The sequence below is a fragment of the Acidovorax sp. Leaf191 genome (assembly GCF_001424425.1).
Lineage (GTDB): Bacteria > Pseudomonadota > Gammaproteobacteria > Burkholderiales > Burkholderiaceae_C > Acidovorax.
In genome coordinates this window covers 1-24,522 of sequence record NZ_LMPT01000009.1, presented here as the reverse complement: position 1 = coordinate 24,522, position 24,522 = coordinate 1, and the positions used below count along the sequence as shown (strand labels likewise).

General features: G+C 64.5%; 34 protein-coding genes and 1 pseudogene. 8 read left to right on the top strand and 27 right to left on the bottom strand.

What is annotated here, in order from left to right; all coding sequences use genetic code 11:
- Window positions 1-5: 5 nt before the first annotated feature.
- The 7 genes from atpG to ASG27_RS07895 are packed head-to-tail and all read right to left on the bottom strand — an operon-like array spanning window position 6 to window position 5,247.
- Complete coding sequence (atpG, locus tag ASG27_RS07925) at window positions 6-872, bottom strand: F0F1 ATP synthase subunit gamma (RefSeq protein ID WP_056416711.1); 867 nt, start codon at window positions 870-872, stop codon at window positions 6-8.
- Between the two features lie 18 nt (window positions 873-890).
- Window positions 891-2,444, bottom strand: a complete 1,554-nt coding sequence (gene atpA / locus ASG27_RS07920) for a F0F1 ATP synthase subunit alpha (protein WP_056416708.1) — start codon at window positions 2,442-2,444, stop codon at window positions 891-893.
- A gap of 42 nt (window positions 2,445-2,486) precedes the next feature.
- A complete protein-coding gene (locus ASG27_RS07915; protein ID WP_056416706.1) occupies window positions 2,487-3,029 on the bottom strand; it encodes a F0F1 ATP synthase subunit delta in 543 nt (180 codons plus the stop codon).
- 10 nt (window positions 3,030-3,039) lie between these two features.
- Entirely contained in the window at window positions 3,040-3,510 is a 471-nt protein-coding gene (locus ASG27_RS07910) for a F0F1 ATP synthase subunit B (protein WP_007847746.1), read from the bottom strand.
- A gap of 34 nt (window positions 3,511-3,544) precedes the next feature.
- Window positions 3,545-3,814, bottom strand: a complete 270-nt coding sequence (atpE, locus tag ASG27_RS07905; RefSeq protein WP_007847749.1) for a F0F1 ATP synthase subunit C — start codon at window positions 3,812-3,814, stop codon at window positions 3,545-3,547.
- A gap of 59 nt (window positions 3,815-3,873) precedes the next feature.
- Window positions 3,874-4,752 carry a F0F1 ATP synthase subunit A gene (gene atpB / locus ASG27_RS07900; RefSeq protein WP_010467223.1) on the bottom strand — a complete coding sequence of 293 codons (879 nt, stop codon included), beginning with the start codon at window positions 4,750-4,752 and terminating at the stop codon, window positions 3,874-3,876.
- 21 nt (window positions 4,753-4,773) lie between these two features.
- Entirely contained in the window at window positions 4,774-5,247 is a 474-nt protein-coding gene (locus ASG27_RS07895) for an ATP synthase subunit I (RefSeq protein ID WP_056416703.1), read from the bottom strand.
- Between the two features lie 275 nt (window positions 5,248-5,522).
- Here ASG27_RS07895 and ASG27_RS07890 point away from each other — a divergent pair, with 275 nt between their 5' ends.
- The 5 genes from ASG27_RS07890 (at window position 5,523) to ASG27_RS07870 (ending at window position 9,213) form a co-directional block, all read left to right on the top strand.
- The gene (locus ASG27_RS07890) at window positions 5,523-5,843 is read left to right on the top strand and encodes a YbeD family protein (RefSeq protein ID WP_056416701.1); all 321 of its coding nucleotides are present in this window, start codon (window positions 5,523-5,525) and stop codon (window positions 5,841-5,843) included.
- Window positions 5,844-5,856: 13 nt separating this feature from the next.
- A complete protein-coding gene (lipB, locus tag ASG27_RS07885) occupies window positions 5,857-6,555 on the top strand; it encodes a lipoyl(octanoyl) transferase LipB (RefSeq protein ID WP_056416699.1) in 699 nt (232 codons plus the stop codon).
- A gap of 24 nt (window positions 6,556-6,579) precedes the next feature.
- Window positions 6,580-7,560, top strand: a complete 981-nt coding sequence (gene lipA, locus ASG27_RS07880; protein WP_056416696.1) for a lipoyl synthase — start codon at window positions 6,580-6,582, stop codon at window positions 7,558-7,560.
- 18 nt (window positions 7,561-7,578) lie between these two features.
- Window positions 7,579-8,286, top strand: a complete 708-nt coding sequence (locus ASG27_RS07875; protein WP_056416693.1) for an AraC family transcriptional regulator — start codon at window positions 7,579-7,581, stop codon at window positions 8,284-8,286.
- Between the two features lie 93 nt (window positions 8,287-8,379).
- The gene (locus tag ASG27_RS07870; RefSeq protein ID WP_056416691.1) at window positions 8,380-9,213 is read left to right on the top strand and encodes a DMT family transporter; all 834 of its coding nucleotides are present in this window, start codon (window positions 8,380-8,382) and stop codon (window positions 9,211-9,213) included.
- A gap of 160 nt (window positions 9,214-9,373) precedes the next feature.
- Here the strand turns inward: ASG27_RS07870 and ASG27_RS07865 are convergent, their stop codons facing one another.
- The 6 genes from ASG27_RS07865 to ASG27_RS07840 form a co-directional block, all read right to left on the bottom strand.
- Window positions 9,374-10,633 (bottom strand): MFS transporter, encoded by a 1,260-nt coding sequence (locus tag ASG27_RS07865; RefSeq protein ID WP_056416846.1) that lies wholly within the window; start codon window positions 10,631-10,633, stop codon window positions 9,374-9,376.
- A gap of 248 nt (window positions 10,634-10,881) precedes the next feature.
- Complete coding sequence (ptsP, locus tag ASG27_RS07860; RefSeq protein ID WP_056416687.1) at window positions 10,882-12,651, bottom strand: phosphoenolpyruvate--protein phosphotransferase; 1,770 nt, start codon at window positions 12,649-12,651, stop codon at window positions 10,882-10,884.
- A gap of 54 nt (window positions 12,652-12,705) precedes the next feature.
- On the bottom strand, window positions 12,706-12,975 hold the full coding sequence (locus ASG27_RS07855; RefSeq protein ID WP_056164752.1) for an HPr family phosphocarrier protein: 270 nt from the start codon (window positions 12,973-12,975) through the stop codon (window positions 12,706-12,708).
- Window positions 12,944-13,396, bottom strand: a complete 453-nt coding sequence (locus ASG27_RS07850) for a PTS sugar transporter subunit IIA (RefSeq protein WP_056164753.1) — start codon at window positions 13,394-13,396, stop codon at window positions 12,944-12,946. The genes ASG27_RS07855 and ASG27_RS07850 overlap by 32 nt, the downstream gene beginning before the upstream one ends.
- The gene (locus ASG27_RS07845; RefSeq protein WP_056416685.1) at window positions 13,393-14,670 is read right to left on the bottom strand and encodes an MFS transporter; all 1,278 of its coding nucleotides are present in this window, start codon (window positions 14,668-14,670) and stop codon (window positions 13,393-13,395) included. The genes ASG27_RS07850 and ASG27_RS07845 overlap by 4 nt, the downstream gene beginning before the upstream one ends.
- Window positions 14,667-15,239: a hypothetical protein gene (locus ASG27_RS07840; RefSeq protein ID WP_056416682.1), complete on the bottom strand. Its 573-nt coding sequence runs from the start codon at window positions 15,237-15,239 to the stop codon at window positions 14,667-14,669. The genes ASG27_RS07845 and ASG27_RS07840 overlap by 4 nt, the downstream gene beginning before the upstream one ends.
- A gap of 254 nt (window positions 15,240-15,493) precedes the next feature.
- On the opposite strand from ASG27_RS07840, the gene ASG27_RS07835 reads away from it, so the two are divergent.
- A complete protein-coding gene (locus ASG27_RS07835) occupies window positions 15,494-15,997 on the top strand; it encodes a TlpA disulfide reductase family protein (RefSeq protein WP_056416678.1) in 504 nt (167 codons plus the stop codon).
- 292 nt (window positions 15,998-16,289) lie between these two features.
- Here ASG27_RS07835 and ASG27_RS07830 read toward each other — a convergent pair whose 3' ends face one another.
- Complete coding sequence (locus ASG27_RS07830) at window positions 16,290-16,745, bottom strand: c-type cytochrome (protein WP_056416675.1); 456 nt, start codon at window positions 16,743-16,745, stop codon at window positions 16,290-16,292.
- Between the two features lie 295 nt (window positions 16,746-17,040).
- Here ASG27_RS07830 and ASG27_RS07825 point away from each other — a divergent pair, with 295 nt between their 5' ends.
- Both ASG27_RS07825 and ASG27_RS07820 read left to right on the top strand, forming a co-directional pair.
- Window positions 17,041-17,727, top strand: coding sequence for a cytochrome b/b6 domain-containing protein (locus tag ASG27_RS07825; protein WP_056416673.1), 687 nt, complete (start codon window positions 17,041-17,043; stop codon window positions 17,725-17,727).
- A 46-nt stretch (window positions 17,728-17,773) separates the two neighbouring features.
- On the top strand, window positions 17,774-18,265 hold the full coding sequence (locus ASG27_RS07820) for a GNAT family N-acetyltransferase (protein WP_056416670.1): 492 nt from the start codon (window positions 17,774-17,776) through the stop codon (window positions 18,263-18,265).
- Between the two features lie 82 nt (window positions 18,266-18,347).
- Here ASG27_RS07820 and ASG27_RS07815 read toward each other — a convergent pair whose 3' ends face one another.
- The 13 genes and pseudogenes from ASG27_RS07815 to ASG27_RS25855 form a co-directional block, all read right to left on the bottom strand.
- Window positions 18,348-18,854 carry a peroxiredoxin gene (locus tag ASG27_RS07815; RefSeq protein ID WP_056416667.1) on the bottom strand — a complete coding sequence of 169 codons (507 nt, stop codon included), beginning with the start codon at window positions 18,852-18,854 and terminating at the stop codon, window positions 18,348-18,350.
- Window positions 18,855-19,015: 161 nt separating this feature from the next.
- Entirely contained in the window at window positions 19,016-19,285 is a 270-nt protein-coding gene (gene rpsQ / locus ASG27_RS07810; RefSeq protein ID WP_055394987.1) for a 30S ribosomal protein S17, read from the bottom strand.
- Window positions 19,286-19,295: 10 nt separating this feature from the next.
- Complete coding sequence (gene rpmC / locus ASG27_RS07805) at window positions 19,296-19,490, bottom strand: 50S ribosomal protein L29 (protein ID WP_008906429.1); 195 nt, start codon at window positions 19,488-19,490, stop codon at window positions 19,296-19,298.
- A 16-nt stretch (window positions 19,491-19,506) separates the two neighbouring features.
- Window positions 19,507-19,923: a 50S ribosomal protein L16 gene (gene rplP / locus ASG27_RS07800; RefSeq protein ID WP_056164770.1), complete on the bottom strand. Its 417-nt coding sequence runs from the start codon at window positions 19,921-19,923 to the stop codon at window positions 19,507-19,509.
- A 2-nt stretch (window positions 19,924-19,925) separates the two neighbouring features.
- Window positions 19,926-20,807, bottom strand: coding sequence for a 30S ribosomal protein S3 (rpsC, locus tag ASG27_RS07795; protein WP_056164772.1), 882 nt, complete (start codon window positions 20,805-20,807; stop codon window positions 19,926-19,928).
- 15 nt (window positions 20,808-20,822) lie between these two features.
- On the bottom strand, window positions 20,823-21,155 hold the full coding sequence (gene rplV, locus ASG27_RS07790) for a 50S ribosomal protein L22 (protein ID WP_005796970.1): 333 nt from the start codon (window positions 21,153-21,155) through the stop codon (window positions 20,823-20,825).
- 9 nt (window positions 21,156-21,164) lie between these two features.
- On the bottom strand, window positions 21,165-21,440 hold the full coding sequence (rpsS, locus tag ASG27_RS07785) for a 30S ribosomal protein S19 (RefSeq protein WP_056164774.1): 276 nt from the start codon (window positions 21,438-21,440) through the stop codon (window positions 21,165-21,167).
- 10 nt (window positions 21,441-21,450) lie between these two features.
- Window positions 21,451-22,275, bottom strand: coding sequence for a 50S ribosomal protein L2 (rplB, locus tag ASG27_RS07780; RefSeq protein ID WP_010467175.1), 825 nt, complete (start codon window positions 22,273-22,275; stop codon window positions 21,451-21,453).
- A 2-nt stretch (window positions 22,276-22,277) separates the two neighbouring features.
- On the bottom strand, window positions 22,278-22,592 hold the full coding sequence (gene rplW / locus ASG27_RS07775; protein ID WP_010467173.1) for a 50S ribosomal protein L23: 315 nt from the start codon (window positions 22,590-22,592) through the stop codon (window positions 22,278-22,280).
- A complete protein-coding gene (gene rplD / locus ASG27_RS07770; RefSeq protein WP_010467171.1) occupies window positions 22,589-23,209 on the bottom strand; it encodes a 50S ribosomal protein L4 in 621 nt (206 codons plus the stop codon). The genes rplW and rplD overlap by 4 nt, the downstream gene beginning before the upstream one ends.
- On the bottom strand, window positions 23,209-23,880 hold the full coding sequence (gene rplC / locus ASG27_RS07765; RefSeq protein WP_056416664.1) for a 50S ribosomal protein L3: 672 nt from the start codon (window positions 23,878-23,880) through the stop codon (window positions 23,209-23,211). Before rplC ends, rplD begins: the two co-directional genes overlap by 1 nt.
- A 210-nt stretch (window positions 23,881-24,090) precedes the next feature.
- Complete coding sequence (gene rpsJ / locus ASG27_RS07760; RefSeq protein WP_005796953.1) at window positions 24,091-24,402, bottom strand: 30S ribosomal protein S10; 312 nt, start codon at window positions 24,400-24,402, stop codon at window positions 24,091-24,093.
- 26 nt (window positions 24,403-24,428) lie between these two features.
- Window positions 24,429-24,522 (bottom strand): annotated as a pseudogene (locus tag ASG27_RS25855) (elongation factor Tu); the annotation flags it as partial.

The following is a 24,522-nucleotide window of genomic DNA, read 5'->3' as shown; positions in this document are numbered from 1 at the left end:
GCTGCTTACACAGCAGCGGCGCCAGCCACGATTTCCGAAAGTTCTTTCGTGATCGCTGCCTGGCGCGTCTTGTTGTAGACCAGCTTCAACTCGCCAATGACGCTGCCGGCGTTGTCGGTGGCGGCCTTCATGGCCACCATGCGTGCCGACTGCTCGGACGCCATGTTTTCCGCAACGGCCTGGTAGATCAGGGATTCGACATAGCGGACCAGCAGATCGTCGATCACGGTCTGGGCATCGGGTTCGTAGATGTAGTCCCAGCCATGTTCGGTCTTCTCGGCCTGCATCTGCTCGGACGACAGCGGCAGCAACTGCTCCACCACCGATTCCTGACGCATGGTGTTGATGAACTTGGTGTAGCTCAGGTACACCGCGTTGATCTTGCCTTCTGCATAGGCGTCGAGCAGCACCTTGACGGGGCCGATCAGCTTGTCCAGATGCGGCGTATCGCCCAGGCCCGTTACATGCGACACCACCTTGGCGCCGACGCGGTTCAGGAAACCCAGGCCCTTGTTGCCAATGGCCACCGCCTCCGTCGACACACCCGCGCCTTGCAACTCACGCAGCTTGGTCGTCACGGCACGCAACACGTTGGTGTTCATGCCGCCGCACAGGCCCTTGTCCGTGGTCACCACGATCACGCCAGCCACCTTGGCATCGTTCACTTTCATGAACGCGTGCACGTATTCGGGGTTGGCGTGGCCGAGGTTGGCTGCAATGTTGCGGATCTTTTCGCTGTAAGGGCGGGCAGCCCGCATCCGTTCCTGCGCCTTGCGCATTTTGGATGCAGCCACCATTTCCATGGCCTTGGTGATCTTCTTGGTGTTTTCCACCGATTTGATCTTGCCGCGTATTTCCTTGCCTGCTGCCATGATCGCTCCTCGTCCGGTTTAAGCGAACGACTTCTTGAACGCTGCGACTGCGGCGGTCAATTCGGCTTCTGCATCCTTGTCCATGGCCTTGGCCTGTTCCAGCTTGGCCAGCAGTGCGGCGTGGCTGGTCTTCAGGAACTGGTGCAGACCGTGTTCGAAGTCGAGAACCTTCTTGACGTCGATATCGTCCATGAAGCCCTTGTTCACAGCGAACAGCGTGGCACCCATCAGCGAGATGGGCAGCGGGCTGTACTGTGCCTGCTTGAGCAGTTCGGTCACGCGGGCACCGCGGTCCAGCTGCTTGCGGGTGGCTTCGTCCAGGTCGGAAGCGAACTGCGCGAACGCAGCCAGTTCACGGTACTGGGCCAGGTCGGTACGGATACCGCCGGACAGGTTCTTCACCAGCTTGGTCTGGGCGGCACCACCGACGCGCGACACCGAGATACCGGCGTTGATGGCGGGGCGGATACCGGCGTTGAACAGGCTGGTTTCCAGGAAGATCTGGCCGTCCGTGATCGAGATCACGTTGGTCGGAACGAAGGCGGACACGTCGCCGGCTTGCGTTTCGATGATAGGCAGTGCGGTCAGCGAACCGGTCTTGCCCTTGACTTCACCCTTGGTGAAGGCTTCGACGTAGTCGGCGTTCACACGGGCTGCGCGCTCGAGCAGGCGGCTGTGGAGATAGAACACGTCGCCAGGGTAGGCTTCGCGGCCTGGTGGGCGGCGCAGCAGCAGCGAAACCTGGCGGTAGGCCACGGCTTGCTTGGACAGATCGTCATAAACGATCAGGGCGTCCTGGCCGCGGTCGCGGAAGTATTCGCCCATCGTGCAGCCCGAGTAGGCCGACACGTACTGCATGGCTGCCGATTCGGAGGCCGATGCGGCCACCACGATCGTGTAGTCCATGGCACCGGCTTGTTCCAGCGCGCGCACCACGTTCTTGATCGACGAAGCCTTCTGGCCGATGGCGACGTAGATACACGTCACGCCCTGGCCCTTCTGGGCGATGATGGCGTCGATGGCGACAGCGGTCTTGCCGGTCTGGCGGTCACCGATGATCAGCTCGCGCTGGCCACGGCCCACGGGCACCATGGAGTCGATGGACTTCAGGCCGGTCTGCAGGGGTTGGTCCACCGATTTACGGGCGATCACGCCCGGAGCGACCTTTTCGATCACGTCGGTGAGCTTGGCATTGATGGGACCCTTGCCGTCGATCGGCTGGCCCAGGGCGTTCACCACGCGGCCGACCAGCTCGGGGCCGACCGGCACTTCCAGAATGCGGCCCGTGCACTTGACGGTGTCGCCTTCGGAGATGTGTTCGTACTCACCCAGAATCACGGCGCCGACGGAGTCGCGCTCGAGGTTCAGGGCCAGGCCGTAGGAGGGCTGGCCGTCCTTGGTGGCAGGGAACTCGAGCATTTCACCGGCCATGACTTCCGACAGGCCGTGAACGCGCACGATACCGTCGGACACGGACACCACGGTACCCTGATTGCGGATATCGGTGCTGGCGGCCAGACCTTCGATGCGGCTCTTGATGAGTTCAGAAATTTCTGCGGGATTGAGTTGCATGACTCTTTCCTTCTTTCTTTGGTTCGCTGTCCTCGCCGCGCGTTACGCGGTGAGGGCCGCTTTCATTTGTTCAAGACGGGCCTTGACCGAAGTGTCCAGCACCTCGTCACCCACCACTACGCGAATGCCACCGATCAGGGACTGGTCCAGCTGAGCAGTGAGGTTGAGCTTGCGGCCAAAGCGCTTTTCGAGCGCCGAGCCGACCTCAGCCAGTGCTGCAGCGTCCATCGGGAAAGCGCTGTGCACCACAGCATCCGAAGATCCGCTGCGGCCATTCACGAGGGTACGAAACTGTGCAGCGACTTCCGGCAGCGCGGCGAGGCGCCCGTTGTCGATGATCGTGCGCAGGAAGTTCTTGGCCGTGTCAGGCAGTGCCGAACGCGCAACACCCGTGAAGACGGCAAACACCTGGTCTGCCGTCACCTTAGGGTTGTCCGCCAGCAGACGCAACTGGGGGTTGGCGGCAATGGCCGCCAGTTCATCGACCCAGTCAGCGGTGCTGGCCAGGTCCATGCCCGCACCCGCGGTAGCGGCCTTGAACAGGGCTTCGGCGTAAGGGCGGGCAATGGTGGCGAGTTCAGCCATGTGTGTCCCCTTACAGCTCGGTCTTCAGGCGGTTGAGCAGGTCGGCGTGAACGCCGGCATTGACTTCCTTGCGGAGAATCTGCTCTGCACCTTTGACGGCCAGCGCGGCGACCTGCTCACGCAGGGCTTCGCGGGCTTGCACCGTTTGCTGTTCGGCTTCGGCACGGGCGGAAGCAACGATCTTGTTGCCTTCTTCCGTGGCGCGTGCCTTGGCTTCTTCGATGATGGCCTGGGCACGTCGGTCGGCGTCCGCAAGACGCGAGGCCGTTTCGTTGCGTGCCTGTGACAGTTCCTTCTCGACGCGCTGGTTGGCAGCGGTCAGTTCGGACTTGGCACGGTCGGCAGCAGCGAGGCCTTCGGCGATTTTCTGGGCTCGTTCATCCAACGCCTTCGCGATCGGGGGCCACACGAATTTCATCGTGAACCACACCAGGATCAGGAAGACGATGGCCTGAATGAACAGGGTCGCGTTGATACTCACGGCAACACCTTTCTAGAGTGGCGTTGAACGGGAATTACTTGGGCAGGTTGGCCAAGAACGTGGAAGCGAAGGGGTTGGCGAAAGCGAACAGCAGAGCGATAGCAACACCGATCAGGAACGCAGCGTCGATCAGACCGGCCAAGATGAACATCTTGGTTTGCAGTTCGTTGATCAGCTCAGGCTGACGTGCCGACGATTCGAGGAACTTGCCGCCCATCAGCGCGATGCCGATGGAAGCGCCGATAGCGCCGAGGCCAACGATCAGACCACAAGCCAGAGCGACGAGACCGAGAATGTTTTCCATGATGACTCCTGAGTTAAAAAAGAAAAGTTGAAAAGGAAAGAGAAACGAAAAGGGAACCGTTAGTGCGCGTTGTGCGCCTGACCGAGGTAGATCAGCGCAAGCATCATGAAGATGAAGGCTTGCAGCGAAATCACCAGAATGTGGAACAGCGTCCAGATGGTGCCAGCGATGACGTGGCCCACAGGCAGCAGCACACCCGACAGCGACAGTGCAGCTGCGCCACCCATGAGGGCGATCAGCATGAACACCAGTTCACCGGCGTACATGTTGCCGAACAACCGCATGCCATGCGATACGGTGTTGGCCACATATTCAATGATCTGCATCAGCAGATTGACCACGCCCAGGATGAGGGCGAAGATGGGATTCTTGCTGGTGCCGAAGGGTGCCGACACGAGTTCGTGCGCCCAGCCGCCGGCGCCCTTGATCTTCACGCTGTACCAAAAGCGCAGGATCAGGATGGCGAATGCCAGGCCCAGGGTGGTGGACAGGTCGGCCGTGGGCACGACGCGCAGGTAGGCGTGGTGCGGGTCATGGCCGGCGGCGCCGTAGATCTGGGCCCAGATGGCGGGCAGCAGGTCCACGGGCAGCATGTCCATGAAGTTCATCAGGAAGATCCAGACGAACACCGTCAGGCCCAGGGGGGCGATGAACTTGCGGCTTTCGGCGTTGTGGATGTTGGCCTTGGCCTGGTTGTCCACCATCTCGACCAGCATTTCCACCGCCGCCTGGAAACGGCCGGGCACGCCGGAAGTTGCCTTACGGGCAGCTGACCACAGGATCAAAAGCGTGAGGGCACCCAGAACCAAACCCACGATGATGGAGTCGTAGTTGATGACCGTGAAGTCGACGATCTTGGTCTGGTTGACGTTTTGAAGATGCTGCAGGTGGTGAACGATGTATTCACTTGCAGTCGGAGCGTGCGCTTCTGCGGCCATCGGACAACTCTCTTGTAACTATCAATCGGTTTTTCGAACACCGGGCCGCACCATCAGTGCCACCCAGTACGTTTTCATTGTGATCACTATGCCTACCAGCAAAGCGATCCAGCTCAAGCCCGGCACGAGCCGGGGCGCCGCTGCGAGCAGCAGCACCGTCAACACAATCTTGGCAATTTCCCAGCCGAAGAATCCCACCATGGCTGCACGCGGATTGGCAGACGCCTTGTGGCGCAGCACCCCCCGTGCAAACAAGGCCGCCGGCAAGACCACCGCCAGAGCGCCGTACGCTGCAGACCAGCCCACCGACACCCTGCCCGTCAGAACCCATGCCCCGAGGGCCACCAGCATTCCAACCACCGCCTGGCCCAGCACTACCTTCCACACCGAGATGGGAAGGTGGCGACTGCGCCACTGTTCGGCCTCTTGGGCAGTCAGGGGCTTGAAGTCGGATTCATCAGCCTCAGTTTCCGTCTCAGGAGCGATTGTTTTCATTGTTGAATGACGCCCGCGTTACAGACCGAAACTTTCACAAAGCCTCTAATTATAAGTAAAAACCCATGTAGGTCAGCAAAGACCCGCAATCGTGCGCCGAAAACTGTGCACTTGCATGCTTCGGTGTGCGACGGCGCGACAGTTCCCGTGCACCCGGCGGGTGCAGGCACGCACCGCGTCGGCGCACATCTGCAGGCTCTCGGCCTGGCACGCTCACCACTTTGGCGCACAATGGACAAGGCTTTCCCGCTATAGAAACCGAAGCACTGCTCACCATGACCTCTTCCTCCCAGCCGCCAGCGAACGGCCACGACACCCCTAAGCCTAACGACTCGCGCAAGGACTCCTTGATCGAGTACCCCTCGAGCTTCCCGATCAAGGTCATGGGCGCCAAGGTGGACGGCTTCGTGCACGCCGTCACCGAACTGGCCCGCCAGTTCGACCCGACCTTCGACGCCGCCACCATTGAACTGCGCGACAGCCGGGCCGGCAATTACCTCGGAATAACCATCACCATCACCGCCACCAGCCGCGAACAGCTGGACGGCCTGTACACCGCACTGTCTTCGCACCCGCTGGTGAAGATCGTTCTCTGAGCGGCCGCGGCGCATGAGCATCGAGATCCGCACGCTGGGCCGGGTGGACTACGCCGCCACCGTGCAGGCCATGCAGGACTACACCGCCACGCGCGCGGACGGCAGCCCGGATGCGCTCTGGCTCTGCGAGCACGCCCCCGTGTACACCCAGGGCATCGCGGGCAAGAGCGACCACCTGCTGCAGCCCGGCGAGATTCCGGTGGTGCCGACCAACCGGGGCGGCCAGGTCACCTTCCATGGCCCCGGGCAGGTCGTGGCCTACCCGCTGGTCGACCTGCGACGGGCCGGCTATTTCGTCAAGGAGTATGTCTACCGGGTCGAAGAAGCGGTGATCCGCACACTGGCGCATTTCGGCGTGACGGGCCACCGCGTGGCCGGGGCACCGGGCATCTACATTCGCCTTGCCGACCCGCACAGCCACGCGATGCTGCCTCAGCGCCCGCAAAAGCGCGCCGTGGATGGCGCGCCGCCGGAGCCCGACTTCGACGGCCTGGGAAAGATCGCCGCGCTGGGCATCAAGGTGAGCCGGCACTGCACCTACCACGGCGTCGCGCTCAACGTGGCGATGGACCTGGAACCCTTCGGCCGCATCAACCCTTGCGGTTACGCAGGATTGCAAACGGTGGACCTTTCTACAATCGGGGTCCACACCACCTGGGACGAAGCCGCGCAGGTGCTGGGCCAGCAGCTCAGCATCCGCCTTGCGCCTTGACCTCCACCACGCTGCCTACACGCCATGAGCACCCCTGAAGTCGTCCGCGAAGCGCAATCCACCGAAACGTACAACCCGCTGGCCAAGCAGAAGGCCGCGGCCAAGCTGTCGCGCATTCCGATCAAGGTGGAACAGGGCGAAGTCCTCAAGAAGCCCGCGTGGATCCGCGTGAAGGCGGGTTCGCCCACCACGCGTTTCTACGAGATCAAGGACATCCTGCGCCAGAACAACCTGCACACGGTGTGCGAGGAAGCGTCCTGCCCCAACATCGGTGAATGCTTCGGCAAGGGCACGGCCACCTTCATGATCATGGGCGACAAGTGCACGCGCCGCTGCCCGTTCTGCGACGTGGGCCATGGCCGCCCCGATCCGCTGGACAAGGACGAGCCGCTGAACCTGGCCCGCACCATTGCCCAGCTGCGCCTCAAATACGTGGTGATCACCAGCGTGGACCGCGACGACCTGCGCGACGGCGGCAGCGGCCACTTCGTCGAATGCATCCAGAACATCCGCGAGCTGTCGCCCACCACGCAGATCGAGATCCTGGTGCCCGACTTCCGTGGCCGCGACGACCGCGCGCTCGAGATCCTCAAGGCCGCGCCGCCCGACGTGATGAACCACAACCTGGAGACCGCGCCCCGCCTGTACAAGGAAGCGCGCCCGGGGTCGGACTACCAGTTCAGCCTGAACCTTCTCAAGAAGTTCAAGGCGCTGCACCCCAAGGTGCCGACCAAGAGCGGCATCATGGTCGGCCTGGGCGAGACCGACGAAGAGATCCTGCAGGTGATGCGCGACATGCGCGCGCACGACATCGACATGCTGACCATCGGCCAGTACCTGTCGCCCAGCAACAGCCACCTGCCGGTGCGCCGCTACGTGCACCCCGACACCTTCAAGATGTTCGAGGAAGAGGCCTACAAGATGGGCTTCAGCCACGCGGCCGTGGGCGCCATGGTGCGCTCGAGCTACCACGCCGACCAGCAGGCGCACGCCGCTGGCGTCTGATACCGCACCCCGGCTGCCATGGACTCCACCGCTGCGCCGAGCCTGTCGCTGCGCAGCTACGGTGCCTCGCCAGGCAGCCACAGCCATGGGCATTTCCAGGTGTTGATGGGTTTGTCCGGTGCGCTGGAACTGGAAGTGGAGGGACGCGGCCTGCGCGTTGCCCCTGGCAGCGGATACGTGATTGAACCCGGTGCCCGCCACGACTTCGAATCCCGCCACGGAAGCGTGTGCCTGGTGCTCGACAGCCCGGACCACGCGTGGTCGCAATGCGCAAAGCCTCCCGCGCCGGCACTGGCGCTGGCCCACTATCTGGCGAGCGCCTTGCAGCAGGGCCTTCCGATGGCCCAGGCCCACGGCCCCGCGTTGCTTCTGGAGGCTTGGCGGGCCCTGCCGGCACCCGCAGCGGCGCACAGCGGTACTGCAGGGCCCGCGTCCCGGCGCAGGGCCATCGACTGGGCCCAACTGCAGGGTTGGGCTGCACAGCAGGGGGATGCACACATCACCGTGGCAGACCTGGCCGCACGGGTGCACCTGAGCGCGAGCCAGTTCGCAGCACGCTGCCGCGATGACCTGGGCATCAGCGCCATGGCCTGGCTGCGCGGCCAGCGGCTGGCGCAGGCGCGGCTGCTGCGCGACAGCGGCATGGCGGTGGCCGAGGTGGCGCGGCGCACGGGCTACCGATCGCCGTCGGCGCTCACCGCGGCCCTGCGCCGCGCGGGGCCGTAGCAGCCGCAGGCGCCTGGCCCTCCCCCTCTTGCGCGACGACACGCCATCGTTGCGCGACGATGCCGGCGGCCCGGTGCGCATACAGTCGGCGGCATGCAAGCCAATCTCTACGCCCTGGGCGCCATTGCGCTGTGGGCCTCGCTCGCGTCGCTGGGGGTGTCGCTCACCCATGTGCCGCCGTTCCTCCTCACGGGCATCGCGCTCATCATCGGCAGCGTGCCGGCCTGGCCGTTCGTGGTGCGCGATCCGTCGCAGTGGCGCATTCCGCTGCGCACGCTCGCGCTGGGCGTGTACGGCCTGTTCGCGTACCACTTCCTGCTGTTCATCGCGCTGCGCCATGCGCCGCCGGTGGAGGCCAACCTGGTCAACTACCTGTGGCCGCTGTTCATCGTGGTGCTCGCACCCGTGGTGCTGCCCGGCGTGTCGCTGCGCCTGCCGCACGTGCTGGCGGCGCTGCTGGGCTTTGGCGGTGCAGCGATCGCCATTGCGGGCGGCCGGGAGTTGAGCGGCACGCTGGCCTGGGGTTACCTGCCCGCGCTGGCGGCCGCGTTCATCTGGTCCACCTACTCGCTGCTGACCAAGCGGGTGGCGGCCTTCCCGACCACGGCCATCGGCCTGTTCGGGCTGGTGTCGGGCGTGCTGTCGCTGCTGTGCCATGTGGCGCTGGAGCCGTCGGTGGCGCTGCAGCCGCGCGACTGGGCACTGCTGGCCTTGCTGGGCCTGGGGCCGCTGGGGGCCTCGTTCTTCCTTTGGGACAAGGCCTTGAAGCTGGGCGACGCGCGGCACATCGGCATCCTGAGCTACATCACGCCACTGGCCTCCACCAGCCTGCTGATCGTGGTGAGCGGGCGGACCTTCAGCTGGAGCATTGCGCTGGCCACGGCCATGATCATCAGCGCAGCCATCATGGGAATGCGGGCGAAGTGAAGCCCCCCTGAGGCGCTGCGCGCCCTCCCCCCCGAGGGGGGACGCACCCGGTGGATTGGCGGAGCCAGATCCACGGGAGCGCTGGCATTGGGCGCGCCCTGTTTTGAACGATGTGAGTGAAATGGGGAGCTGCCGCTCGATCAGCAAGCGCTGGCAGCTCCTATTTTGATAGCACCGTACCATGCGCGGCTGCGTGCTGGCTGCGCAGGCGCAGGAACAGCCAGCCGGTGATGGAGAGGTTCAGCAGATTCCAGCCGATGCCGTTCAGAAAGGCAGCGTGATAGCTGCCGGTCAGGTCGAAGATCCAGCCCGACAGCCAGCCGCCCAGGGCCATGCCGACCAGCGTGGCCATGATCACGGCGCCGACGCGCACGCTGGCCTGGCTGGGCGGAAAGTGCTCGCGCACGATGATGGCGTAGGTCGGCACGATGCCGCCCTGGAACAGCCCGAACAGCGCCGAGATCACGTACAGCGGCACCAGGCCGTCGTAGGGCAGGAACAGCAGCAACGCCACGCCCTGCAGCGCAGACCCCAGCAGCAGCGTGCGGATGCCGCCGATGCGGTCGCAGATGAGGCCGAAGACCAGGCGGCTCACGATGCCGCAGGCGAGCATGAGCGACAGCATCTGCGCGCCCTGCGCGGCGCCGAAGCCCAGGTCGGTGCAGTAGGCGACGATGTGGACCTGGGGCATGGCCATCGCGACGCAGCATGCGACGCCCGCCACGCACAGCAGCGCCATCGCGGTGCCCGGCGCCAAGCCGAAGGGAAGGCTGCGGTCCACCGCCGTGGCACTGGCAACGGTACCCGTGGCCTGCGCCGGGATGGCCGGCGGGCGCTGGCGCATGCGCAGCGACAGGGCCAGCATGCCCGCACCGCAGACGGCGCCCAGCGCCATGTAGGTGGGCCGCCAGCCGATGGTGTCGATGCCGTACTGCACGATGGGCGGCCAGACAGCGCCCGCCACGTAGTTGCCGCTGGCGCACACCGCCACCGCGATGCCGCGCCGCCGGTTCCACCACAGGGCCGTGTCGGCCAGCAGGGGCGCGAAGGTGGAAGACCCGCCGATGAAGCCCATGATGGCGTGGGCCAGGCCGAAGGCCCAGATGCTGCCCGACAGGCTCGCGCCCAGGAAGCCGCCGAACACGGCCAGCGCGCCCAGCCACAGCACCGGGGTCAGGCCATGGCGGTCCGCCAGCCGGCCCGTGAGCAGCCCGCCCAGGCCGAGGCACACCATCATCAGCGTGTAGGGCAGCGACGCGCTCGCGCGGCCGATGCCGAACTCGCTCTGCACGGCGGGGAGCACCACCGACACCACGTACATGCTGCTGTTGCCCAGCACGACGAGGCCCAGCGTGGCCAGCAGCCGCCGCAGGGCCTGGGGGGAATCGATGAGGGACGGGTCTGCGGGAGCGGTGTGCATGGGTGCGCTGGGGATGAATGTCGAAGCGTTGGGCCGGGCGGCCATGCCGGGTGAGCGGGGAAGTGCGGCGGTTGCGCGGCGGGGCAACGGCGGCCTCGCATGGCACAGGGCCAGATTTTTGATCAACACAAGCCGCTACCGCTTGATCAGCAAGCGCAAGCAGCTATGAATTCAGTAGCGGCAGCAACGGTACCTACATCCCACCACGCAACGCAACGTCACACCACACCGCAGCGGATGTCCAGACCTCACGAAACCAGCAACGTCCCGGGCTCTTCACCCTCGAGCACCTGCTGCGCCCACGGCGCGAGCTTGCGCGTGTCGGCGCGCAGCACCTCCTGCTTGATAGCCAGGATCTGCGCCGGGTGCATGGAGAAGCTGCGCAGGCCCAGGCCCAGCAGCAGGCGCGTCATGGTCACGTCGCCGGCCGTCTCGCCGCACACGCACACGCTCTTGCCCTGGCGGTGGCCTTCGGCGATCACATCGCCCACCAGGCGCAGCACGGCGGGGTGCAGCGGGTCGTACAGGTGGGCCACGGCTTCGTCGGCGCGGTCGATGGCCAGGGTGTACTGGATCAGGTCGTTGGTGCCGATGGACAAGAAGTCGAAGTACTTGAGGAAGGTGCGCACCATGAGCGCCGCGGCCGGCACCTCGATCATCGCGCCCAGCTCCACATGGCCGTAGGGCTCGCCGCGGGCGTCCAGCTCGGCGCGGGCCAGCTCGACCTGGGCCAGCGTCTGCTGGATCTCGTGCGTGTGGGCCAGCATGGGGAACAGCAGGTTGACCTTGCCGCGTGCCGCGGCGCGCAGCACGGCCCGCAGCTGCGTGCGGAACATGCTCGGGTCGGCCAGGCTCCAGCGGATGGCGCGCAGGCCCAGGGCCGGGTTCAGGTAGCTGTCCTTGTGGGCCTTGTTGTCCAGCGGCTTGTCGGCCCCCACGTCGATGGTGCGGATGGTCACGGGCAGGCCCTGCATGCCGTCGATGGCCTCGCAATAGGCGCGGTACTGCTCGTCCTCGCCGGGCAGGTTGCCGGTCTTGCCCATGAACAGGAATTCGCTGCGGAACAGCCCGACGCCCACGGCACCGGCACGCACGGCGGCGGCGGCGTCGCCGGGCTGCTCGATGTTGGCCAAAAGCTCGATCTTGTGCCCGTCGAGCGTGACGGCGGGCGTATGGCGCAGCCGGGCCAGGCGCTCGCGTTCGAGCTCGACCTGGCGCTGCCGAAAGCCGTACTCGGCCAGGATGATGGGCGACGGGTCGACGATGACCACACCCGCGTCGCCGTCGATGATGACCCAGTCGTCCTGGCGCACCAGTTGGCTGGCCGCACGCGCGCCCACCACGGCCGGGATGTCCATGCTGCGCGCCACGATGGCGGTGTGCGATGTCTTGCCGCCGACGTCCGTGACGAAGCCGGCGAACACACTCTGCTTGAACTGCAGCATGTCGGCGGGCGACAGGTCGTGCGCCACCAGCACCAGGGGCACGTCCACGGTCTCATCGAGCAGCAGGTCTTGCTGCAGCCCCAGCTGCTTGTGCCGCCGCGGGCTGCTGGGCGGCGGTGCCACGGGGCTGGCCACGCCCTTCATGTAGCGCAGGATGCGCTCGACCACCTGCTCCAGGTCGGCCTTGCGCTCGCGCAGGTACTCGTCCTCCATCTCGTCGAACTGGCGCGCGATGACTTCGAGCTGCGTGGTCAGCGCCCACTCGGCGTTGTACAGACGCTCGGTGATCCAGTGCTTGACGCCACCGGTCAGGGCCTCGTCCTGCAGCAGCATCAGGTGCACGTCGAGCAGCGCGGTCAGCTCGTGCGGCGCGTCGGCGGGCATGTCGGCCTGCAGGCGCTGCAGCTCCTCGACCACGGCATTGCGGCCCTGGCGCACGCGCTCGATCTCGGCCGGGATCTGCTCGGCCTGGATGAAGTAGTGGGCCACGTCCACGCGGCTCGATGCCACCAGCACCGCCCGGCCAATGGCGATGCCCCGGGCGACTGCGAGACCGTGGACGGAGAAGGTCATGGTGGTGGGGCTACAGGTTCAACAAAGGTGATGAAAAATGGACAGTTGGCCAACTCACTCACCCTCGCCGAACTTGTCGGCGATGAGCGCGAGCAGCGCATCCATGGCCTCCTGCTCGCGGTCGCCGCTGGTCTCGACCTCGACCTCGGTGCCCATGCCGGCGGCCAGCATCATCACGCCCATGATGCTCTTGGCGTTGATGCGGCGGTCGCCGCGGCTCATGAACACGTCACAGGGAAAGCTGCCTGCCAGCTTGGTCAGCTTGGCCGAGGCGCGGGCATGCAGGCCCAATTTATTGCTGATGGTCGTACGTGTCTTGATCATGGGAATTACGGCGGTTCTGGTTCTGCGGCGCGGAGATCGCCACCTGCATCACACCCTGCGTGCCGCCCACCACGGCGCGGTTGACCACGGAGTCGAGCGGCTCGCTGCGGTAGCTCACGGCGCGAAGCAGCATGGGCAGGTTGGCGCCCGTCACCAGGCGCGATCGCACGCCGTCGGTCAGGCGCTGCGCGATGTTGCAGGGGGTGGCACCGAACACGTCGGTGAGCACCAGGGTGGAGTCGGTGCCGAGCTGGTCCAGCAGGATGCGCGCCTGGGCCAGCGACTCTTCGGGCGGCTGGTTGGGCGGCACGTCCAGCGCGGCCACGCTGCTGCCGCAGTCGGGGAACACATGCAGCGCGCATTCACGCAGTGCATGGGCCAGCGGGGCGTGGGCGATGAGGAGGATGCTGGTGGTGCTCATGGGGCGGATGTTTGGATCACATTATGGCGCCGCCCCCGCAGCATGAACCACGCATAGGCCGAGACGTTGCACGCGAGGAACAGCCCCATGGCGGCCTGGAACGACGGCACGGTGTCCATCCCCAGCGCGGCGAACGCATCCACGGCCAGCCCGATGCCCCACTGCACCACGAACACGCCCGCGAAGATCACCAGGTTGTAGGCCGACAGCGCCCGCCCCGCCAGCGCCTGCGAGAACGCCATGCCCACCGCCGGCTGCGACAGCGAGACAAAGGTGCACGACACGCAAAACAGCGCCCAGGCCCCGCCGCCGGCACGCGGGCCGGCCACGATGATGGCCAGCAGGATCAGCAGCGAGAACGGCAGCCCCGCCGCCATCAGCCGGTCAGGCCCCAGACCCTTGCGCAGCAGCCACGGGTTGACCATGCCCCAGGTCCAGAAGGTGCACAGCATGGACACATTGATCCAGAACAGCCCCGTGGCCGACTCCAGCGGCGTGTAGCCCGCCACACGCTGCATCCACGGGCCCGCCCACAGCGTCTGCATGGCCACCATGCCGCCGTAGACGAAGAAGCCCAGCGGGGCCAGCCGCTGGAAGTACGCATGGCTCCACACCACCGCATAGCCCGGTGCCTCGGGCGGCGGCGCATCATGGCGGCCTGCAGAAGAGTCCGCCCCGCCCTGCCCCACAGCCGCCCAGCCCGGCACCCAGACGGCGATCACCACCATCGACACCGCGATCAGCGCGGCCAGGCCCCAAAAGAGCGGCCGCCAGCCCACCAGCGGCAGCGCCCACTGCACCGGCAGCGTGGACGCCACCATGCCGAGCGAGCCCGTCATGAGCATCCAGGAGTTGGCGCGCATCTGCGTGGTGGGCTCGAACCACCGGCGGTAGCCGGTGAGCGGCGCCATCAGGCAGGCACTGACGCCCGCGCCGCACAGCACGCGCCCGGCCAGCAGGCCCGAAAACCCCGTGGCCACCGAAAACACCAGGCTGCCCACCACCGCCACGCCCAAAAATCCGAGCGCCACCTTGCGGGGCCCGTGCCGGTCCAGCCACGTACCGAGCGGCAGCTGTGTGGCCGCAAAGCCCAGGAAGTACCCGCCCGCCAGCAGACCCAGGTCGCTGGCATGCAGCGAAAATTCCTGCGCCAGGGTGGGCGCCAGCGTGGCGGTCACGGCCCGCACCAGCGCCGACAGAAAGTACGCGAACGCAAAGGCGAGAAAGACGATGATGGCCGCCCGCCGCGGCAACAGGTGGGGCGCGCCCGTCATTGGAAGGCGATCCCGGCGAAGAAGGTGTCCGCCACCTCGGGGCGCGGCTTGGCGGTGTAGACCACCGCGTGGTACAGCCGCACCTGCGGCCCCACGGCCCGCGCGAACCACACGCCCTGCGCGCTGACCGCGCTGCCGTCAGCCCGCTGGCCCTGGACCACTGTGCGCACCGACTGCGGCAGGGGCAGCACCCCCGTGGGTGTGTACGGCGTGTCGGTGGCCGACGCGGCGGCTGCGGGCCCGAGGTTGGCAAGGACTGCGGCGCGCCAGTGCATGAGGGCTGCGCCCGCCTGCGATGGGTCGGCCAGCGCGGTGTGCGACACGGCCAGCGTGGCGCCGTCGGCGTCACAGCCCGTCATGGCCAGCTCGACCGGCATACCGGCCAGCTCGACCGCACGCGTGGCCTGGTCGGGCTTGCAGGGCAGCGTGATGGTGATCGCGGCCTCAGGCAGGGGCACGCTGCGCCAGTTCAGCGCCGGGCTGCAGCCCATCATCATCATCAGCCCCAGCGCGACGGATACCGAGAGCATCAGCGGCAGGGCCCGGGCCCCGGTCAGTGTCCATTTCATCGGCCCATTATCGGCAGAGCGCTCCTGGTTTGCGCCAGATCATGCTGCGCGCAGAACTTTTGCCCGCGGCGCCGCTCCATCCGATGGTTGGCGGCGGGGTCTCAGGGCTTTGCGCCAGCGCCGCAATGCCTGGTCCGGCACAATCTGCCTCGGGCGGTGCCTTCACCGGCAGGCCTGCAGGCAGTGGCGTCAGTCAGGCGGACCGAAGGACGGCCGGCAGTTTCAGCATCGACGGATGGACGAAAGCGAAAGTCATGGCAATCAAACATTGGGCGGCAGGTGTGGCGGTTGCGGCGTTCGCAGCCGTGGGCGCCTATGTGTACCTGGACACGGGCCGCTCCACCGCGCCCGAATCGACTTTTGTGCTGCTGGACGGCACCAGCAAGTCGACCACCGACCTCAAGGGCAAGGTGACGCTGGTCAACTTCTGGGCCACGAGCTGCACCACCTGCGTGGCCGAGATGCCCGAGATCATCTCCACCTACAACAAGTACAACAGCCAGGGCTTCGACACCCTGGCCGTGGCCATGAGCTACGACCCACCGAGCTACGTGGTGAATTTTGCGGAAACCCGCAAGCTGCCTTTCAAGGTCGCCATCGACAACACCGGCAACGTCGCCAAGGCCTGGGGCGACGTGCGCCTGACTCCCTCGACCTTCATCGTGAACAAGCGCGGCGAGATCGTGAAGACCTACGTCGGCGCGCCTAACTTCCCCGAGTTGCACCAGTTGATCGAGAAGCTGCTGGCAGAGACCTGAGGCGCGACTGCACCTCCAAAACATAAGGCCGATTTCTTACGAAATCGGCCTTTTGGCTTATGTGAGAAGCGTTAAAAGCTATTTTATTGATAGCAAATGCTTGCAACGGCTGCGTCCTAGACCAGGGCCGCCCCGCCGCTGGCGTCGTCCCCCATCCCGAATTGCGCAGCGATTCGAGAGAAGGGGCTGAGGGCCGCGGCTCCGAGCCTGCCTGCGCAGCCTTGGACGGCCCGAAGAGCTGTCGCCTCTGGCGACCAGCACCGAGCGGCGCAGCCGCTCAGGGGGATGTACCTTATTTTGCGCGGTAGCTATCGTGACACGCCTTGCAGGTGCCGGCCGCGGCACCGAAGGCGGTCTTGAGGTTGTCCAGGTTGCCGGTCTTGGCGGCGGCCGCCAGCTTCACCGACTCCGCTTCGAGTTTCTCGGCGTGTTCCTTGAACTTGGCCTGCTCCGTCCAGATCTCCGGCAGCGCCTTGGTCGGGGCGCCCTTGTCGGTGCCAGGTCCGAAAGCCACCCAGGGCAACTTGGCCATCTGGGCCACCACGTCGGCATTTTCTTGTGCGGCCTTGGCATCGAACGGAATGCGGCCATTGGCCATGGCGCCCAGGCGGCCAAAGTGCTGGCCCATCACGAACAGCGCGCTTTGGCGGTATTTGATGGCGTCTTCGGCCTTGGCGAACTGGGCGGAGGCCGGTGCCGACATGGCGAGGGTGGCGGCAGCCAGGGCGAGCGCAGCGATTGCTTTCATGGGAACTTCCTTTTTGTCGTGGGGTGGGAACAAGAATCGGCGGCTTGGAACCGGCAGCGACCCTGCAGGCGCACCGATGGCGGCCCACGCCAGATCACGAAACGGATTCCCAGCGCAGGCAGTATGCCGGTTTGGCGCTGCTTGTGCTGCTTTGGCGTGCGCCGGGCGCTTTTCGCGGCGCCTGCTCTCCCGCACAATGCGGCCATCGCCCGGGTATCGATCCATCGGAGCAGCCTTCCCGCACTCACCCGCCGACCTACCCCCCCACCCATCCACCCACGCCGCCGCAGCCACCATGACGCAGCCACAGCACACCGTACGCATCTGGGACCTTCCCGTCCGCCTCTTCCACTGGGCGCTGGCCGCCAGCGTGATCGCACTGGTCGTCACCGCCAAGGTCGGCGGCAACGCCATGGAATGGCACTTCCGGCTGGGCTATATGGTGCTGGCCCTGCTGGTGTTTCGCATCGTGTGGGGGCTGGTGGGCGGCCGGTGGTCGCGTTTCACGTCCTTTTTGTACTCGCCGGGGCGCCTGGTGCGCTATCTGAAAGGCTCTGCCCACGCGGAAGATGGCATCGGCCACAGCCCGCTGGGTGCGCTGTCGGTGTTCGGGCTGCTGGCGGTGCTGATCGCGCAGGTGGCCACGGGCTTGCTCAGCGACGATGAGATCGCGTTCGCCGGGCCGCTCACCCGCTTCGTGTCCAACGCGGTGGTGGGCCAGGCCACCAGCTACCACAAGGAGATCGGCCAGTACCTCGTGATCGGCCTCGTGGTACTGCACCTGCTGGCCATCGCCTTCTACGTGCTGGTGCGGCGCCAGCGCATCGTGCGGCCCATGGTGCACGGCGACAAGGACCTGGCGGCCCCCGCCGCCCCGTCGCGCGACGACTGGGCCAGCCGCTTGGTAGCACTGGTGGTGCTCGCAGCCAGCGGAGCGCTGGCCTGGTGGGTCTCCACCTTGGCCGGCGCACCCTCGTTCTAGCAGACTCGCTACACTGCCGCTTCCGTCGTTTTGCACCAACCGTGTTGTGGACAAACCCACCGTCACCTTGCTGACCCCCACCTCGGACGCCGAGATGCAGGAGGTTCGCGACATCTTCCGGGAATACGCCAGCACCCTGGGCGTGGACCTGTGCTTTCAGGATTTCGAAGGCGAAATGGCCGACCTGCCCGGTGACTACGCAGAGCCACGCGGCTCGCTGCTGCTGGCCAAGGTCGATGGCGCAGTCGCCGGCTGCTGCGCCCTGCGGCCCCTGGATACCGCCGACTATCCCAACGCCAGCGAAATGAAGCGCCTCTACGTGCGCAAGGCCTTCCGCGGCTTCGGCCTGGGCCGCGAGCTGGCCGAAGCCATGCTCGACCGCGCACGGCAGGCGGGGTACGCCTGCGTGCTGCTCGACACGCTGGACGACATGGAATCGGCCCGTGCGCTCTACACGGACCTGGGGTTCGAAGAAATTCCTCCGTACTATCACAACCCCATCGCCGGGGCGCATTACCTCAAGGTGGATATCTACTGAGGCATTGAGGGTGCCGTCGCTTGATCATCCAGCACGTGATGCTACGTTTTGGATAGCATCACGCGCCATGGTGTCAGCGGAGTTATGCCTTGGCCTGGGCCAGCAGCGTGTCCGCGTCGCTGACTTCGAACTTGCCCGGGGCTTCCACGTTCAGCGTGACCACCTTGCCGTCCTTGACCAGCATGGAGTAGCGGTTGCTGCGCAGGCCCAGGCCCTTGCCGTTCAGGTCCAGCGTGAGGCCGGTGGCCTTGGCGAACACGGCATCGCCGTCGGCCAGCATGCGCACCTTGCCGTCGGTCTTCTGGTCGCGCGCCCAGGCGCCCATCACGAAGGCGTCGTTCACGCTCACGCACCAGATCTCATCGACGCCGGCCGCCTTGAATTCTTCGACCTTGTCGCGGTAGCCAGGCACGTGCTTGGCCGAGCAGGTGGGCGTGAAGGCGCCGGGCAGCGCGAACAGCGCAATGGTCTTGCCTGCAGTGGCCTTGTCGACCGGCACGGCGTTCGGGCCAATGCTGCAGCCTTCGCCTTCGACTTCGGAATACTCCATCAGGGTGCTTGCGGGCAGGGTGTCACCGACTTGGATCATTGATCTCTCCTAGGTTGTGGGTTGGTTGGTGGGTTTGATGGATGGGCGGATTGGCTGTCGCGTCCGCATGCGAGGCCTTGCAAAAATGCGGCCCCCAAAAGCAAAACGACCCACATTGTGGGTCGTTCTGGAGGGCAGTGCTGCCAATCAGCCGCAAGGGCTTAGAGCAGACCGGCCTTTTGCACCAAGCGGGTAGCCACCCAGTTCTTGGTCTTGGAGAGCGGACGGCTCTCGGTGATTTCGATCACGTCGCCCAGCTTGTACTCGCCATTTTCGTCATGGGCGTGGTACTTGCTCGACTTCGCAACGATCTTGCCGTAGAGCTCGTGCTTCACACGGCGCTCGACCAGCACGGTCACGGTCTTTTGACGCTTGTCGCTGACCACCTTGCCAACCAAGGTGCGCTTGAGGGATTTTTTAGGTTCCGTCATAGGGGGCTCCTTACTTGGCGGCTTGCTTTTCAGCAAGGATGGTCTTGGCACGGGCGATATCGCGGCGGGTGGTGCGCAGCGTGTTGGTGTTACCCAGTTGCTGCGTAGCCTTCTGCATGCGCAGGCCGAAATGGGCCTTTTGCAGAGCCTTGATTTCGGCTTCGATGCCGGCGACGTCTTTTTGGCGCAGTTCAGTAGTCTTCATTGCTTGTTCTCCTGAATTACGCGCCAATGTGACGGCTGACGAACGTGGTGCGCAGCGGCAGCTTGGCAGCAGCCAGGCGGAACGCTTCACGGGCCAGTTCTTCGGGCACACCGACGATTTCGAAAACGATCTTGCCGGGCTGGATTTCGGCCACGTAGTACTCGGGGTTGCCCTTACCGTTACCCATACGCACTTCTGCGGGCTTGGTAGAGATTGGCTTGTCCGGGAACACGCGGATCCAGATACGGCCGCCACGCTTGACGTGACGGGAAATCGCACGGCGTGCAGCTTCGATCTGGCGGGCCGTCAGACGGCCACGATCGGTGCACTTCAGACCGAAATCACCGAACGCAACGGAGGCACCCCGCGTTGCGACACCGGTATTACGGCCCTTTTGCTCCTTGCGGTACTTGCGGCGAGCAGGTTGCAGCATACTTATTCTCCTTTTCCGTCCGCTGCTGTAGCGGGCGCGGCGACTTTGCGTACGCGCTTAACGGCGGTGTTATCAGCGCCACCAGCTTCCGCTGGCTTGTCGCTGCCGTCGGCCGGTGCGGTGTTGCCACCGACAGGACGACGTGGACCACGGCCTGCGCCTGGACGGTCGCCACCTGGGCGGCCATCACGGCGAGGACCACGGGGACGGCGCTCTTCTTCAGGACGCGGCGTTTCTGCCACTGGCAGATCGTTGCGGCCCAGCGTATCGCCCTTGTAGACCCACACCTTCACGCCGATCACACCGTAGGTGGTCTTGGCTTCGGAGGTGCCGTAGTCGATGTCGGCGCGCAGGGTGTGCAGTGGCACACGGCCTTCGCGGTACCACTCGGTACGTGCGATTTCGATACCGTTCAGACGGCCGGACGACATGATCTTGATGCCTTGGGCACCCAGACGCATGGCGTTTTGCATGGCGCGCTTCATGGCACGGCGGAACATGATCCGCTTTTCGAGCTGCTGCGTGATGCTGTCGGCGATCAGCTTGGCATCGATTTCAGGCTTGCGCACTTCTTCGATGTTCACTGCGACGGGCACGCCCAGGCGAGCTGCGAGTTCCTTCTTGAGGTTCTCGATGTCTTCGCCCTTCTTGCCGATCACGACGCCAGGACGTGCCGAGTAAATCGTGATGCGGGCGTTCTTGGCAGGACGCTCGATCAGGATGCGCGACACGGCGGCGTTCTTGAGCTTGGCCTTCAGGTACTCGCGCACCTTGATGTCTTCGGCCAGCATGCCCGCGAAGTCGCGGTTGCTGGCGTACCAACGGCTGGACCAGTTGCGGCTGACCGCAAGGCGGAAGCCGGTAGGATGGATTTTCTGTCCCATAGTCTTCCCGAGCCTTTAGTTGCCAACCGTCACGTACACATGGCACGTGGGTTTGCTGATGCGGTTGCCGCGGCCTTTGGCGCGCGCGGTGAAGCGCTTGAGCGTGGTGCCTTGCTCGACGTAGATGGTCTTGACCTTCAGTTCGTCGATGTCAGCGCCGTCGTTGTGCTCAGCGTTGGCGATGGCGGACTCCAGAACCTTCTTGACGATGCCGGCAGCTTTTTTCTGCGTGAACGTCAGGATGTTCAGAGCTTGGTCAACCTTCTTGCCGCGGATCAGATCGGCGACCAGACGGCCCTTGTCGACCGACAGACGGACGCCCCGGAGGACTGCACGTGTTTCAGACATGGTCGTTCCTTATTTCTTGACTTTTTTGTCAGCGGGGTGACCCTTGAAGGTGCGCGTCAGGGCGAATTCGCCCAGCTTGTGGCCCACCATCTGGTCGGTAACGTAGACCGGCACGTGTTGCTTGCCGTTGTGCACGGCGATGGTCAGACCGATGAAATCGGGCAGAACCATGGAGCGACGCGACCAGGTCTTGACTGGCTTCTTGTCCTTGGTGGCGATGGCCTTTTCGACCTTGGCCAGCAAGTGATGGTCAACAAACGGGCCCTTTTTGAGAGAACGAGTCATTTGCTACCCCTTACTTCTTGCGACGCGACACGATCATGATCTGTGTGCGCTTGTTGTTGCGGGTGCGATAACCCTTGGTCAGATTGCCCCAAGGATCGACTGCATGGCGGCCTTCGCCGGTGCGGCCTTCGCCACCACCGTGAGGGTGATCCACTGGGTTCATGGCCACGCCGCGAACGGTCGGGCGGATACCCATCCAGCGCTTCACACCGGCCTTGCCGAGTTGGCGCAGGCTGTGTTCTTCGTTGGCGACTTCACCAATGGTGGCGCGGCACTCGATGTGAATCTTGCGCACTTCGCCAGAGCGCATACGCACCTGGGCGTAGACACCTTCGCGGGCCAGCAGGGTTGCCGAAGCACCAGCCGAACGGGCGATCTGTGCACCGGCACCGGGCTTGAGCTCGATGCAGTGGATGGTCGAACCCACGGGGATGTTGCGGATCGGCAGCGTGTTGCCAGCGCGGATCGGGGCTTCCGAACCGGACAGCAGGGTTGCGCCCACTTCCAGGTTGCGGGGAGCGATGATGTAGCGACGCTCACCGTCGGCATAGCACACCAGAGCGATGTGGGCCGTACGGTTGGGGTCGTACTCAATGCGCTCGACCTTGGCGGGGATGCCGTCCTTGTTGCGCTTGAAGTCCACCACACGGTAGTGGTGCTTGTGGCCACCGCCCTTGTGGCGGGTGGTGATGTGACCGTTGTTGTTACGGCCGGCCTTCTGGAACTGAGGTTCCAGCAGGGGGGCGTACGCTTCACCCTTGTACAGGTGGTCACGCGTGACCTTCACCACAGCACGTTGGCCGGGCGAAGTGGGTTTCATCTTGATGACAGCCATGATTACGCGGCCTCCCCAGAGAGGTTCAGCTCTTGACCAGGCTGCAGCGTGACATAAGCCTTGCGAACGTTGTCGCGGCGGCCGATGGTCTTGCCAAAACGCTTGGTCTTGCCTTTGGTGTTCACCACAGAAACGCCCTTGACCTCGACCTTGAACATCAATTCCACAGCGGCCTTGATTTCTGGCTTGGTTGCGTTCTGCAGCACCTTGAACGTCACAGCATTGGACTTTTCAGCAACCATGGTGGCCTTTTCGGACACGATGGGAGCGACCAGCACTTGCATCAGACGACCTTCGTCAAACTTGAGTGTGCTCATGCGAACATCTCCTTGAGTTTGTCGATTGCACCCTTGGTGACGAGCACTTTCTTGAAACGGACAAGCGACACGGGATCGGCGTAACGGGGCTCGACGACGAGCACGTTCACCAGATTGCGCGATGCCAGGTACAGGTTTTCGTCCACTTCCTCGGCGATCACCATCACCGATTGCAGGTTCATCGCCTTGAACTTGTCGGCCAGGACCTTGGTCTTGGGCGAGTCCAGCTTCAGCGAGTCGACCACAGCCAGACGGCCTTCACGGGCGAGCTGCGAAAGGATCGCAGACATGCCGGCGCGGTACATCTTCTTGTTGATCTTTTGCGTGAAGTTTTCGTCAGGCATGTTCGGGAAAATCCGACCGCCCCCGCGCCACAGTGGCGACGAGGTCATACCTGCACGTGCGTTACCCGTACCCTTTTGCTTGAAAGGCTTCTTGGTCGAGTGACGAACTTGCTCGCGGTCCTTCTGGGCGCGCGTGCCTTGGCGTGCGTTGGCCTGGTAGGCCACCACGATCTGGTGGACCAGATCTTCGTTGTATTCACGACCGAACACGGTTTCTGGAACATCCAGCTTGGATGCGCCTTGGCCTTGGTCATTCAGGAGTTCGAGCTGCATTAGTTCGCTCCTTGTGCTTTGGCCTTGACCGCTGGACGCACCGTCACGAACCCACCCTTGGAGCCCGGAATAGCGCCCTTGATCAAGAGCAGTTGACGCGCTTCGTCGATGCGGATCACATCGAGGTTTTGCGTGGTCTTGGTGACATCGCCGAGGTGGCCCGTCATCCGCTTGCCGGGGAACACGCGACCTGGGTCTTGTGCCATACCGATCGAGCCAGGCACGTTGTGCGAACGGCTGTTACCGTGCGACGCGCGCTGCGAGCTCATGTTGTGGCGCTTGATGGTGCCGGCGTAGCCCTTACCGATCGAAGTACCTTGCACGTCGACCTTTTGGCCCACGGCAAACACATCCGCCACGGGCACAGCGGCACCAGCGGCATATTTGCCGGCGGTTTCAGCGGTCACGCGGAATTCTTGGATGATTTCACCGGCTTCCACACCTGCCTTGGCAAGGTGGCCGGCTTCTGGCTTGGTCACGCGCGATGCTTTGCGCGAACCGAACGTGACCTGCAGGGCCACGTAGCCATCGTTCTCTTGGGTTTTGATCTGGGTAACGCGGTTGTTGGACACATCCACCACCGTGACAGGCACTGCGTCCCCATCATCAGTGAACAGACGCATCATGCCCACCTTGCGACCCAGCAACCCGAGGGAGTTGCTCAGACTCATTGGTTTTCTCCAAAACTCTCACCGCCCCAACTTCAATTGGCTGTGGCGTTGCACTCGCGTGCATGAAAGAAGGTTAATAAAACTCCGCAAAAAGCGCCCGCAAGCGGGCGCAAATGAAGCGAAGCCCTAAAGTATAACGCGAACCGCTTTTTCAAGCAAGTTCGCGTTATTTCTACCAGGGCGGGCACCGGGCCCGCCCCGAAGCTGCCATTACTGGAGCTTGATTTCGACGTCCACGCCTGCGGGCAGGTCGAGCTTCATCAGGGCGTCCACGGTCTTGTCCGTAGGGTCCACGATGTCCATCAGACGCTGGTGCGTGCGGATTTCCAGCTGGTCGCGCGACGTCTTGTTGACGTGGGGCGAACGCAGGATGTCGAAGCGCTTCATGCGGGTCGGCAGGGGCACGGGGCCCTTGACGATCGCGCCGGTGCGCTTGGCGGTGTCAACGATCTCGGCGGCGGACTGGTCGATCAGCTTGTAATCGAAGGCCTTCAGGCGGATGCGGATTTTTTGCTTGGACATGGCAAGTTCCTTCTGATGCTTGTGAATTAAGCAATGATCTTGGCCACGACGCCAGCGCCCACGGTGCGGCCGCCTTCGCGGATAGCGAAGCGCAGACCTTCTTCCATGGCGATGGGGTTG